The organism is Prevotella falsenii DSM 22864 = JCM 15124 (assembly GCF_000613945.1).
Lineage (GTDB): Bacteria > Bacteroidota > Bacteroidia > Bacteroidales > Bacteroidaceae > Prevotella > Prevotella falsenii.
The window spans coordinates 1-12746 of record NZ_BAJY01000030.1; the positions used below are offsets into that span (position 1 = coordinate 1).

The 12746-nt window shown below is 47.4% G+C and carries 9 protein-coding genes and 1 pseudogene; 4 read left to right on the forward strand and 6 right to left on the reverse strand.

The window, feature by feature from the left end; genetic code table 11:
* Positions 1-584: 584 nt before the first annotated feature.
* Positions 585-3278, reverse strand: coding sequence for a valine--tRNA ligase (locus JCM15124_RS10075; RefSeq protein WP_024999327.1), 2694 nt, complete (start codon positions 3276-3278; stop codon positions 585-587).
* A gap of 130 nt (positions 3279-3408) precedes the next feature.
* Between JCM15124_RS10075 and mazG the strand changes: the two genes are divergently transcribed.
* The 3 genes from mazG to JCM15124_RS10090 are packed head-to-tail and all read left to right on the forward strand — an operon-like array spanning position 3409 to position 5799.
* Complete coding sequence (mazG, locus tag JCM15124_RS10080) at positions 3409-4305, forward strand: nucleoside triphosphate pyrophosphohydrolase (protein WP_024999328.1); 897 nt, start codon at positions 3409-3411, stop codon at positions 4303-4305.
* Between the two features lie 19 nt (positions 4306-4324).
* The gene (locus tag JCM15124_RS10085) at positions 4325-4882 is read left to right on the forward strand and encodes a lipocalin-like domain-containing protein (RefSeq protein WP_024999329.1); all 558 of its coding nucleotides are present in this window, start codon (positions 4325-4327) and stop codon (positions 4880-4882) included.
* Positions 4883-4884: 2 nt separating this feature from the next.
* Positions 4885-5799, forward strand: coding sequence for a ribonuclease Z (locus JCM15124_RS10090; RefSeq protein ID WP_024999330.1), 915 nt, complete (start codon positions 4885-4887; stop codon positions 5797-5799).
* A gap of 434 nt (positions 5800-6233) precedes the next feature.
* On the opposite strand, the gene JCM15124_RS16990 is transcribed toward JCM15124_RS10090, so the two are convergent.
* From JCM15124_RS16990 to JCM15124_RS10105, 4 genes are all read right to left on the reverse strand, one after another.
* Complete coding sequence (locus JCM15124_RS16990; protein WP_084609022.1) at positions 6234-6803, reverse strand: choice-of-anchor J domain-containing protein; 570 nt, start codon at positions 6801-6803, stop codon at positions 6234-6236.
* Positions 6707-7060 carry a hypothetical protein gene (locus tag JCM15124_RS16995; protein WP_051527378.1) on the reverse strand — a complete coding sequence of 118 codons (354 nt, stop codon included), beginning with the start codon at positions 7058-7060 and terminating at the stop codon, positions 6707-6709. The genes JCM15124_RS16990 and JCM15124_RS16995 overlap by 97 nt, the downstream gene beginning before the upstream one ends.
* Complete coding sequence (locus JCM15124_RS17025) at positions 7057-8058, reverse strand: DUF2436 domain-containing protein (RefSeq protein WP_051527379.1); 1002 nt, start codon at positions 8056-8058, stop codon at positions 7057-7059. Before JCM15124_RS17025 ends, JCM15124_RS16995 begins: the two co-directional genes overlap by 4 nt.
* 440 nt (positions 8059-8498) lie before the next feature.
* Positions 8499-8777: a hypothetical protein gene (locus JCM15124_RS10105; RefSeq protein WP_024999332.1), complete on the reverse strand. Its 279-nt coding sequence runs from the start codon at positions 8775-8777 to the stop codon at positions 8499-8501.
* Positions 8778-9292: 515 nt separating this feature from the next.
* Here JCM15124_RS10105 and JCM15124_RS14095 point away from each other — a divergent pair.
* Positions 9293-12135: pseudogene (locus JCM15124_RS14095) on the forward strand (hybrid sensor histidine kinase/response regulator transcription factor).
* Positions 12136-12226: 91 nt separating this feature from the next.
* Here the strand turns inward: JCM15124_RS14095 and JCM15124_RS10125 are convergent.
* Positions 12227-12736 carry a hypothetical protein gene (locus JCM15124_RS10125; RefSeq protein WP_232220159.1) on the reverse strand — a complete coding sequence of 170 codons (510 nt, stop codon included), beginning with the start codon at positions 12734-12736 and terminating at the stop codon, positions 12227-12229.
* Between the last annotated feature and the right edge of the window lie 10 nt (positions 12737-12746).

Consider the following 12746-nt stretch of genomic DNA (forward strand, 5'->3'; position numbering starts at 1 on the left):
TTATGATTTAATATGCTTATAATCAGGAAGAAGCGAAGTCTCTTCGTCCTCAAGTTCCTACACCGAACTCACGTTATTTATAAACGTTTTCGTTCAGCCAAATGGGCATTGCTAAATTTATTTGAGCATTGCCATGGCGAGAAAACGCACTTTTCGAGGAACGAGAAAAGAACGAAAATAAGGCAATAAAAACGTAAATATTTTTCGCAACAATAGTTATCGTCTAACTATCTCATCATCAGTGCATTATAAAACCTATTGTTTTGCGTTCCAAAACCGTAGGTTTTGCACGGTAAAAGCGTAGGTTTTACACTGCAAAACCTACGCTTTCGCAACGCCAAAGCGATTATATCACTTTTTAACAGAATTATCTTTACAAAATTAAACCGAAAATCTCTCATAGTCTCATTGGCAAACTTGCTTAAAAACATTTGCGAGATGACCTTGTTAAACCCCGTTCGTTCATTAGCGTCCTTGACTGATTTGGGATAATAACAAATCTAAGTAAATGCGTCCTAATGACCCGATTGGGGTTTAACCTGCTTTTTTATGCCGAACTCACGTTGTTTCGGCAAAAGCTAAGACTACTTCTTGCGAAGTTCTTCTATATTTGCTTTGATGGTTTCAATCTTTTCTTCCGAGTCGCTTTGCTTCTTGCGTTCCTTCGCAATCACAGCTTCGGGAGCGTGCGCAACAAAGTTTTCGTTTGCAAGTTTTGCCTTTACGCCTTTCAGGAAGCCCTCCAAATGAGCAAGTTCCTTTTCCAATTTCTCTATTTCGGCGTTTACATCAATCAAGTTTCCAAGCGGAACGGCAAAGCCGTCAGTGCCCACCATAAAGGCAGAAGCGTCGGAACTCTTCTCGGTTACAACATTGATGCTTTCGAGATTAGCCATTTTTGCTATCACGCAGTTGTAGGTCTCGTAGTTGTTTTTACCCACCACTTCCAAGGAAAGCAATACTTTCGGGGCAATGTTCTTTTGATTGCGAACGGTGCGAATGCCACCTACTATCTGTTTCATGCTCTCTATTTCGGCTATCAAAGTCTTTTCTTCATCGGTAGGAAGTGGCAATTCGAGTTTCTCCAACATAATGCTTTCGCCTTCGTTGCGGCTGAAAATGTGCTGCCAAAGTTCTTCTGTAATGAACGGCATGAATGGGTGGAGCATCTTCAAGAGGGTATCGAAGAAGCGGAGCGTTGCATCGTAGGTTTGCTTGTCGATGGGTTTGCCGTATTCAGGCTTAATCATTTCCAAGTACCAGCTTGAGAATTCGTCCCAGAAAAGTTTGTAAACGGTCATCAACGCTTCTGATATGCGGTAGCTCTTGAACTGTTCTTCCATTTCGGCATTTACTTCTTTGAGCTTTGCATCGAACCATTTAATGGCTATCTTGTTCGCTTCGGGCTGCTCTATGTCGGCAGTTTCCCAACCTTGAACAAGGCGGAAGGCATTCCATATCTTGTTGTTGAAGTTGCGTCCTTGCTCGCAAAGACTTTCGTCGAACAAGATGTCGTTGCCTGCCGGTGCAGAAAGCATCATGCCCATACGCACGCCGTCAGCACCATACTTATCTATTAATTCCAATGGGTCGGGCGAGTTGCCGAGGCTCTTGCTCATCTTGCGTCCGATATTGTCGCGCACAATGCCCGTAAAATAAACGTGCTTGAAAGGGAAAGTCCGGCGATATTCGTAGCCTGCCATAATCATACGAGCCACCCAGAAGAAGATTATATCGGGCCCTGTAACCAAGTCGCTCGTCGGATAGTAATACTTTATTTCGTCGTTGTCGGGGTTGTTGATACCATCAAATACCGAAATAGGCCACAGCCAACTTGAGAACCACGTATCCAAACAGTCGCTTTCCTGTTCCAAGTCAGCCATTGTTATGTTCGGACTGATAGCCTTTGCTTGTTCCAAAGCCTTTTCGGCGGTTTCTGCCACAACGGTTGCAGGCTTGCCGTTTTCGTCTTTAAAGTAGTAAGCAGGAATGCGGTGTCCCCACCAAAGTTGGCGGCTGATACACCAGTCCTTGATATTTTCCAACCAATGGCGATAGGTGTTCTTGTACTTCTTTGGGTAGAACTCAATCTCATCGCTCATTACAGGGTCGAGCGCAATGTCTGCAAAGTGTTGCATACTTAAGAACCACTGCGTTGAAAGCTTTGGTTCGATAGGCACGTTGGTACGTTCAGAGTAGCCCACCTTGTTGTCGTAGTCTTCCACTTTCTCCATCAAGCCGGCCGTTTTAAGGTCGATGGCAATTTGCTTGCGCACGTCCATGCGGTCTTGTCCTACATATAAACCTGCTGCTTCCGACAGTGTTCCGTTGTCGTTGAATATGTCGATGGTTTCCAAACCGTGCTTCAAACCGAGTGCGTGGTCGTTAATATCGTGGGCGGGGGTAACCTTCAGGCAACCCGTACCAAACTGAATGTCTACATACGAGTCTTCGATAATAGGAATGCAACGACCTACCAACGGCACAATAACATGCAGTCCTTTCAACCAAGTGTTCTTTACGTCATCGGGATTGATGCACATAGCCGTATCGCCCATAATGGTTTCGGGGCGCGTGGTGGCTACAACTGCGTAGTAACCCTTGTCGTCTTTGTGCATCACGTTGTTGTCGTGCTTGCGTTCAACCTTGCTTTGGTCTTCGGGCGCAATATAGTATTTAAGGTTGTAGAGCTTTGAATGCTCGTCCTTGTAAACAACTTCTTCGTCGGAAAGAGCCGTCTCTGCACTCGGATCCCAGTTCACCATACGCACGCCACGATAGATTAAGCCCTTCTTGTACAAGTCGCAGAACACCTTGATAACGCCTTCGCTGCGCTTTTCGTCCATTGTAAAGGCAGTGCGATCCCAATCGCAGGAACAGCCAAGTTTGCGCAATTGCTTCAGAATAATGCCACCGTGTTCGTCTGTCCAAGCCCAAGCGTGTTTCAGAAACTCCTCTCTTGTAAGGTCGGCTTTGTTTATTCCTTCTTGTGCGAGCTTGTTTACCACTTTTGCCTCGGTGGCAATGCTGGCGTGGTCGGTACCGGGAACCCAGCAAGCGTTCTTTCCCTCCATTCGTGCATGGCGTACAAGAATGTCCTGAATGGTATTGTTGAGCATGTGCCCCATGTGTAATACGCCCGTTACATTGGGGGGCGGTATTACCACTGTATAAGGCTCACGTCTGTCAGGCTTAGAGCTGAAAAGTTTATTATTGAGCCAATACTCATACCACTTCGCTTCCACGTTCTGTGGGTCGTACTTACTTGCTAATTCCATACGTTTATATTATTATTTCTTTATTATCTTTAAAAACGATGCAAATTTACGAAAAAATCAGTTGAAAGATGTATCTTTGCATCACAATTAGCAGTACACAGTACTTCTTTTAACTTTAAATTTGATAAGATTGCATACAAAAGAAGAAAAGATTGCAGCGTTTGAGCGTTTGCTCGATATACAAGAGCGATTGAGAAAGGAATGTCCGTGGGACAGGAAACAGACCTTTGAGAGTTTGCGACCTAACACGATAGAAGAGATATTCGAGCTTGCCGATGCCTTGATGAAGCACGACAAGAAGAATATTTGCAAGGAACTCGGCGATGTTATGGAGCATGTTGTTTTCTATGCGTTGCTGGGCAGCGAGACGAACGACTTCGATATAGCAGACGTTTGCAATGCTCAATCAGACAAACTCATGTTCCGCCACGACTTCATAGATTGGACAGGGTGGACAGTCGCCAACGACAACATGGCGATAAACAGGCGAGGACAGGTGGTTTACAAGGACGAACTGAACACCGAAAAGCAAGCTGCAACACCTCCGAATGGCAATGCTCCGTCTACAGCAACACAAGTTGAACTGACGTGGGAGCAACGGAAACAAAAGGAAAGAGAAGGTAACAAGACGGTATTGTCGGGAGTTCCCGCCTCGCTGCCCAGTCTTATAAAGGCATACAGAATACAGGATAAAGCCCGAAACGTTGGTTTCGATTGGCAAAAGAAAGAAGATGTGTGGGCAAAAGTGTACGAGGAGCTTAACGAACTGAAAGCCGAATTGGCACGGGAAGATAAGGAAAGCTCTACAAAAGAGTTGGGCGACTTCCTTTTTTCGGTCATCAATGCCGCCCGATTGTATAAACTCAATCCCGACAATGCGCTCGAACATACCAACCAAAAGTTCATTTCACGCTTCGCATACGTTGAACAGCAAGCAAAGAAACTTGGTAAAGAACTGAAAGATATGACTTTGGAGGAAATGGACAACCTATGGAACGAAGCCAAAAAGATAGAGAACAACAAGTAAATTACTCAATAACGGAATTATGAAGAAATCGCAATTCATCATCGTTTTTGCACTGATAGCAACCATTTTTGCAGGTTGTAAGAACAGCAAGCCCAACCCGGTGATAAGCCCGAACGCCAACAATGCCGACTCGCTCAATGCCGGCGACACAACCATTTACGGCACAATGCTCGACGGCGGAATGAATTCTATGTTATTATTGACCGACGCCGGCGACACATTGGAGATTATCCGAAACCCTGAAGATACGACGGAAGTTGTGAAGGGCGGAAGACTCACCGGCGACCGCTTTGCCGTGATTGCCTATAAGGAGTACGGCGACATGATGCTGCGCAACGCCATTAACATAACGTCGCTGCTTGGAAACTGGACAAGCCTTGACAAGAACTTTGAAATAAAAGAGGGTGGGGAGGTCGTATCAAATGTTCAGGCAGAAAACAACATGTGGACATCGTGGAAGATATACAACGGTAAACTGCTTCTGTCGAAAGATACATTCGATGTAATAGAACTCGGGGCTGACTCGATGTCGCTTGAAAACAAAGCCGGAATATTTGTCTTTGGACGCAAGAAGTAGGCGTGATACCCTTCAAGATACACATATTGGGCTGCGGAAGTGCCTTGCCCACGCTCCATCATAATGCAACTTGCCAGATTGTGGAAGTACGGGGCAAGTTCTTCATGATAGATTGCGGAGAGGGAACGCAGATACAAGTGCGCCGCTCCAAGGTGCACTTCTCGAAAGTACAAGCCGTTTTCATTTCGCATCTGCACGGCGACCACTGTTTCGGACTCTTCGGCATGCTTTCCACTTTCGGCATGACGGGGCGCACCGCACCGCTCCAAGTATATGCGCCGAAAGAGTTTGAACACTACTTCAACATCTCGATGGATTTGTTCTGCAAAGGACTTGAATACGAAGTTACGTTCCACCCGGTGGAAACAACCGAAACAAAGGTTATCTACGAAGACAAGAGCCTGACGGTGGAAACCATTCCGCTGGAACATCGCATACCTTGCTGCGGCTTCCTGTTTCGCGAAAAGCCCACAGCACCGCATATCCGCCGCGACATGATAGACTTCTACAATATCCCTATCAGCCAAATCAACAACATAAAGGCAGGGGCTGACTGGACTACTGCCGACGGCGAAACCATTCCCAACAACCGCCTTACCACTCCTGCCGACAAGCCGCGCAGCTACGCCTACTGCTCCGACACAAGATACATGAAGCATCTATATAAAAAGGTGAGCGGAGTAGACGTGCTCTACCATGAAAGCACTTATGCAAGCGAACACAGCGACAGGGCACGACGCTACTACCACAGCACATCGCAGGAAGCAGCAACAGTAGCCAGAGACGCTGCCGCAGGCAAGTTGCTTTTGGGGCATTATTCTGCCCGATACCCTAACGAAGACACCATTTTAAGCGAAGCAAAAGCCATCTTCCCCAACAGTTTCCTCACCGACGAAGGTATGGTGTTCGATGTATAGGCTGCCCCCTCCATTCCTCTCTTATACAACGTAAACCGGCACAAAAAAGCAGGTTGAGCAAGCTGCCCCCCACACTGTGCAACATAAAAAGCCGCCCCGGCAATCCCTGCCAAGGCGGCTTTACGTTTTAACAGTTCTGATTAGATGTGGAACTTGAATACAAACGGTGTTATGTTATACACCTTTTGCAAAGTGTGTTCTGCATCATTCAGCATTTATACTTAAACATTTAAACGGTGCTGTGCACCTTTTTCAAAAGCGTGTTCGGCAGCACTCTGCCTTTATACTTAAATTTTCAAACGGTGTTGTTCACCCTTTTCCGGGGGTGTTCCGCACCTTTTATGTTTTAATAGTTCTGATTAGATGTGGTGTCGGGCACCTTTTTCAGTGGGTGTTCCGCACCCCGTTGGCGAGGTGCGAAACACGGTTGTATCCTACTGCTTCACTACTTTTTGTCCGTTCACGATGTATATGCCCTTCGGCAGGTTCTTCAGCTCGCCTTGCAGGCGCACGCCGCTGAGAGTATAGATGCCTTTCTTGGCAGCTGCCGGCACGTCGGCTGTGATGTGCTCTACTGCAGTAGAACTACCATAGACCTTCACTTCGTCGATGTTGATGCGGTACTGGTCGGTAGAGTTGAAGTGGCGGAAAGCAACGTACTGCGTACCTGCAGGCAGTGCCACGTCGTATAATGTCCATGCGGTTTGTGGATCTACGGTACCGGGTTCACCGGCAACTTCGCTTATCGTCCATTCCTTTATAACTTTAAAGTCGCTTTTGTTCTTACCCGTGGTTGAAGCGCATACGGCGAAGTGTTCCTTTGCATTGGCCTTATCCTGCGCACAAGCGTAGAACGTTACGCGCGCAGCACCTGCTACTCTCGGTGTGATGAGGTAGTTGTCCGGTGTCAGGCTTTTTCGCCGGGGTACTTTGTGTACGATTCCGATGTAGCGAACTTGCCTGTGCCGCCATAGCCGCAGTTCAGAAATCCATTTTCCAACCAGTTATAGCCGTCGCCGTCGGCATCGATGGTGCTCCAGTTAGAAGGCAGTTGATAGTAATCGGTACGTCCTTCTATAGCTGCGGTAGTACCGTCGAAGTTTTCATAGAGCAAGAGGTCGTCGCCACCACCGCCGGTCGGCTCGATGACTACCTTCGTCTTCACGAGTTGTCCGTTCAGTGCCACGCCTTTGAGCGATGCGTCGAACGCCGCACCGGCAGGCTGGGTGATGGCGCAACCGTCGAGGGTGAGGGAACTCATATTGACAATGGAACCTTGCGGTTGCCTTCTGCCGTTATGTTGGCATTTCTGATTTCAAATGTGCTGTTGGCGTAAGAGCTACTTGCTATGATGCCGCCATACTCACCCTTTGCATTGAGCGTAATGTTCTCGATGACAACACGTTGTCCTTCCAAGCCATTCCAGCCTTCCAAATTGAGCGTGCCGGTGCCGGTGATGGTAGATACTGCGCTTGTGGCAAAAATAAAGAGAGAGTTAGCATCTGCCGCCTTGATATTCACTGTGCCTTTAACCTTTATTGTGAGCGGTGAAGTGACGTAGATACCATGAATATTGTTGGCCGTTGTGTTGATGGTGGCGTTGTCGAGGGTGAGGGTATTGGTGGACGGGTCGTACTTCACTGTTCCGCTTACGCCGCTAATCACGGAAAGGTCGTTGCAGTTGTCAGATGTTACCTCCGTGCCGGCAATCTTAAGGCCGTAGGTCTGCACTTCTCCGGAGTTGGTGATGGTCAGCTTGGCAGCATCGTTACTCCCGCCTTCGGTCATGTGCATCGTGAAACGATAGGTTTTGCCTGCCTCGAACTTGTAATCGTCGGCTCTTGTAGGGCCGTCATAATTGCCTGCAATCCATATTTTAGCATTTGCCTGCGGTGCCGCGATGCAGAAATCGTAGATTCCCGCAGGAATATCTACATAGCCCTCGCCGTCCACAATCATGTGCTGAGGCGTTGTAGAAGGGTCGGCATTGCCCGGAATTTTGTATTCGAAGCCATTGTATAGGTCGGCAGGCGGGTTGTTATCATTCCATAACGGTCCTTCGGCAGAAAACTTGTCTCCGTAGAGATTGTGGTCGGCATCGAGCAGCATCTGGTATCCGCTACCGTCTCCCCACACATTGTGTGCCTCGAGAATGATTCTTGCCTTGCCTTGTGCATGCACCGCGGTAGGCAGTGCGAGCATTGCGATGAACAGCGCAGCTATCGCTGCGTAGGTGTTCTTAAATAGATTTGTTTTCATTGTTTTTTTTATTAAAAAGTTAGACTTGTTATTGTAATTTTGTTACTGTCGAGGTTGCAGTTCGGTTGCGCCTTTTGTCGTAACTCCGTTGCGACGTTTGCCGTAACTCCGTTGCGATGATTGTCGTAACTCCGTTACTCCAAAACGCGCTGTTCGGTTACTGTTTTCCTCGTTCTTCTCTGTTGCTCTTTCCCCGCCGCTGTGGGTGGGGCGAGCGTGTTTGGCGGTCGTTCATTCATAATTTGTTCTTAATTAGTTTTGAAAGGTTTAACAATATATTTTCTTTTGTCCTGCACACCTTATTATATAATGTAACAGGTGGACATTTTCAAGTTGCGCTGCCGGTATTCTGCTTTCTTCCGTACACCTTATTATATAATGCAACAGGTGAACATTTTCAAGATGCGCTGCCGGTATTCTGCTTTCTTCCGTACACCTTATTATATAAAGCAACAGGTGAACATCTTCAAGATGCGCTGCCAAAGGGTGCGTTGGTGTGGCGGAAGTCCGGAGTCTTCCGGCTCATCGCTTTCCTGCGACTTGTTGGCTGCGCTCTTCAGCGGCGGTCGTTCCCGACAAGGTTTGCTGTCGCCCTTCTGCGCGCGACGTTCAAACTCGATGTCTATCATCTCGCGTATGGTGTCGAGCAGCCCCAAGCGGTCTTCCGAGAATTGCAAGTTCCGCCTTTGTTTTGGCGTAAGCTTTTTGTCTGCCTTCATATACTTAGTCGTTTAATAGTTTTGATGTTGCAAATTTAAGGGGTAAATGCACAAAAACACCTTGCAAAATCGGACAAAGATCTGTCAGTATCGGACATTCTTCATTTTTGCGATCTTGCGAAATCGGACATTTCACCCGTGTAACTCATTGTTATATTGCGTTTTACTACTGACAGATTAAGAGCTTTTAACAAATGGGGATTTTTGATGATTGGAAGCCCGAATTTTGGAAAAAACGCAATGACGGCAACAGAATGATTTTTGCCGAAATCGGGCATAAATCTTCGTCGAAACAGTGCAATTTTCCCAACTACTTTTGTAAAAAGTCAAAAAAAGTATTATCTTTGCACCCATAATTCTAATAGTAATGGAACATCTAAGAGAAATGCCCGGCCGGATAAGGGGCAAGGAAACTATGAAAACCATTTCTATGAACAAACAACATCACATACTGCAACACTGTAAATATGGCAACAAAAAAACTCTATAGCTCTTTCGTAAACCTTTCCACATTTATGGAAAGGTCAAGACACTGCTACCGGGCTTTAAGCATATCAGGGGTATTTATTTCAATTGCTTTCCTGTTCGCTTCGTGCGGGAAAGAACCTGTTTCTTTTACTGCCGAACAGCGGAAGGCAGCCGACAGCATCGTGCGCTCCACGCACGGTATCGACTCGCTTGCCTTGTTGCAAAAGCGATTGGAAAGCGAGAACGACAAACTTGGCAGCATCATCGCCCTGAGAGAATGGGGCAAGGCACTGCGCAACGAGAGCCGTTTCGATGAAGCCCTGAACATACACAGCAAAGGATTGGAACAGGCGGAAGCCATCGACGACACGCTGGAATGGGTGCAGGCATTGAACAATGTGGGCACGAACTACCGACGCATGGGCGTGCTCGACGTGGCACAGGAATACCATTATAAGGCATGGACATTGAGCGACGAGTGCACCGATACTTCGTTCGTCGCCAAGAAGAACCGAGTGATGTCGCTCAACGGATTGGGCAATATCTACATGACTTTAGGCAACTATGAACGCGCTGACAGCGCACTGCGCAAGGCACTGAAAGGCGAACAAGCATTAAAGAGCGCAGTGGGACAAGCCATTAACTATGCCAATCTCGGCTCAATTTTCGAGCATCGTGGAAAAACCGACTCGGCATGGGTGTACTTCCGTCGTTCAATGCAGTATAATCAGGAAGCAGGCAATACGCTCGGCATATCGCTCTGCCACAATTATTTCGGTTCGCTTTACGAAAAAGCGCGACAATACGATAAAGCAACAGAGGAATACAAAACCGCCTATCAACTGATGCAAACCTCGAAAGACGAGTGGCACGCCCTGAACACGCTCATAGCACTTGCAGGCGTTTATCAGACCACCGGCAACGAGGCGAAAGAGATGGAGTACCTCGGCAAAGCAAAGACAATAGCCGACAACATCAAGTCGAGAGAACATCAGGCGGAAATCCACAACTTATATTATAAACACTACAAACGGATAGGCGACTACCGTACAGCCCTTTCGTTCCACGAGCAAGCCACCGCCATGCAAGACAGTGTGCTGGATATAGAAAAGGTGAACCGCATTCAGAACACGAGTCTGAACATCGAGCGCAACCGCCAGAAGAGGGAGATGGACGGAGCAAAGATGAAGCTGGAAGAAGAACGGACGGCACGCAATATAGGCTTTGCTGTTTTGGGAGGCGTGTTGCTTATCGTGGCAGGAATATTGGCAATGGTGCTTTACACCAGCCGAGTCAGACGGCGCAGTCATCAGGCATTGAAAAAACTGTCGGCGTTGCGCGAGAACTTCTTCACCAACATTACCCACGAGTTCCGCACACCGCTCACGGTGATACTCGGCTTAAGCCACGACTTGCAAGCAAATGACACCGAAGCTGACAAGAATAAAGTGATGGACAAGGCACAGACCATTGAACGGCAGGGCAAGGGCTTGCTTACGCTTATCAACCAACTCTTGGACATTTCAAAAATAAAATCGTCGGTGGGCATTCCCGACTGGCACAACGGCAACATTACGGCGCATCTCGCCATGATTATCGAAACCTACCGCGACTATGCGCGCAGTCGCAACATCGCTCTGCAGTTCTTTGCCAAGGAGGCAGTGGAGATGGACTTCGTGCCCGACTATGTGAACAAAGTGCTGAACAACCTGCTCTCCAACGCTTTCAAGTTCACGCCCGAATACGGCAAGATTAATGTTTCGGTGTGGAGTAAAGACAAGCATTTGCGTGTCGATGTGTCCGATACGGGCAAAGGAATGGAAAAGGATACGCTTACCCATGTGTTCGAGCCGTTCTATCAGGCAGAAAGCGAGGTAAGAAACATCGGTACGGGCGTGGGACTGGCACTCGTCAAGCAGATTATCGATGCTTTAGAAGGAAGCATCACCGTGGAAAGCGAAGTGGGCAAAGGTACGGCTTTCCATGTCAGCGTGCCTATTCGCAACGACCACAAACGACAGCTTGCCTACAATCCGAAAGCCTACACACCGCTCTTGCCCGAGACCGAGACAGAACTTACAGATAGCGAGACCGACGACAACCGCTGCCGTCTACTCGTTATTGAAGATAACCGAGACATTGCCGCCTATATCGGTGCGCAATTTGCCGACCGTTATGCTGTTTCCTATGCGGGCAACGGACAGGAAGGTTGGGAAAAGCGTTGGAACTCGTGCCCGACCTCATTATTACCGACCTGATGATGCCCGGCATGGACGGATTGGAAATATGCCGACAAGTGCGCGCCAACGAGATAGTGAACCATATTCCCATCATCGTTGTTACGGCGAAGATTACGAAAGAGGAACGCATAGAAGGAATAAAAGCCGGTGCCGATGCTTATCTTTTCAAGCCGTTCAACAGCGACGAACTACGCACAAGAGTAGAAAAATTGCTGGAAGGACGACGACTCTTGCAAGAGAAGTTCATGCAGAAAATGATGGAGAACAAAGACACCAAGGCACAAGAGTACGACAAACTGGACGATGCCGATTTGCATTTCTTAGCAAAAGTATCGGAAGCAATATATATTCAGCTCAGTCGAAACAAGAGCATCGACGTTTCTCTCGTTGCAAGCAATGTTTGCATGAGTGTTCGGCAGTTCCACCGCAAGATAGTTTCCCTCACCGGTTGTACGCCTACGGCTTATATTCAGCGGCTCAAAATCAAGAAAGCGAAAAACCTGCTTGAAAGAAAACCGCAGATGAGCTTCAGCGAAGTGGCAGACAGAAGTGGTTTCAGCGACTATTCCAACTTTGTGCGTGCCTTTAAGAACGTATGCGGCTACACACCTACCGAATACAGAAAAAGGGAAGATTTTATAAACGAATAACGTAACCCCATGAGAATTAATTTAGTACATACTTAATTCTTCCGATGGGGTTCATTCAGACTTTTCATTTTGTATTGATAATTCTTTGAGCTTATTGCTCACTGTTGTAATTCTTAATCATATCCGAATTTAAGTGGCTGAGCACTATCTGCATACTTCCTTTGCTGAATGCAAGTCGGTAGAGTCCGCCTTGCTTGTCTTTCCGCTTGTAAGTGTAGGCGTATTCTTTTACTTTCCAGCAAGTATCCTGTAGAGCAGCCTGTTCTACCTTTTCGTAAAATGCTTGCGACGGAATGGTGTCGAAACTTAATATGGCTGAATAGTTGCCACCCGCTACCGTCTCTTCATCGAGGGCAATACTGACAGAGTCGGGAATAATAGGTTGCTGTTTCAAAACCTTATACTTCGGAAAACGTATATTCGTGATAGCCGACAGGTCGATATTCAGCGTCGTGTCGTTTACAATCGGGGCAAACACAGAAGCTGCTACCGTATCTCTCGGCGATGGCGAAGGAGCAGCATTGTTGTTGCACGAAGCAAAACCAAGAAGTCCTGCCAATGCAGCGCACAATGCAGTGTAAAGCGTTCGTTTGTTCAGCATTCCTTTCATC

Bases quoted from the DNA above. Each gene is read 5' to 3' on its own strand.
- JCM15124_RS10075 (WP_024999327.1), bottom strand. From the start codon at position 3,278: ATGGAATTAGCAAGTAAGTACGACCCACAGAACGTGGAAGCGAAGTGG.
- JCM15124_RS10085 (WP_024999329.1), top strand. From the start codon at position 4,325: ATGAAGAAATCGCAATTCATCATCGTTTTTGCACTGATAGCAACCATT.
- JCM15124_RS16995 (WP_051527378.1), bottom strand. From the start codon at position 7,060: ATGAGTTCCCTCACCCTCGACGGTTGCGCCATCACCCAGCCTGCCGGT.
- JCM15124_RS17025 (WP_051527379.1), bottom strand. From the start codon at position 8,058: ATGAAAACAAATCTATTTAAGAACACCTACGCAGCGATAGCTGCGCTG.
- JCM15124_RS10105 (WP_024999332.1), bottom strand. From the start codon at position 8,777: ATGAAGGCAGACAAAAAGCTTACGCCAAAACAAAGGCGGAACTTGCAA.
- JCM15124_RS10125 (WP_232220159.1), bottom strand. From the start codon at position 12,736: ATGCTGAACAAACGAACGCTTTACACTGCATTGTGCGCTGCATTGGCA.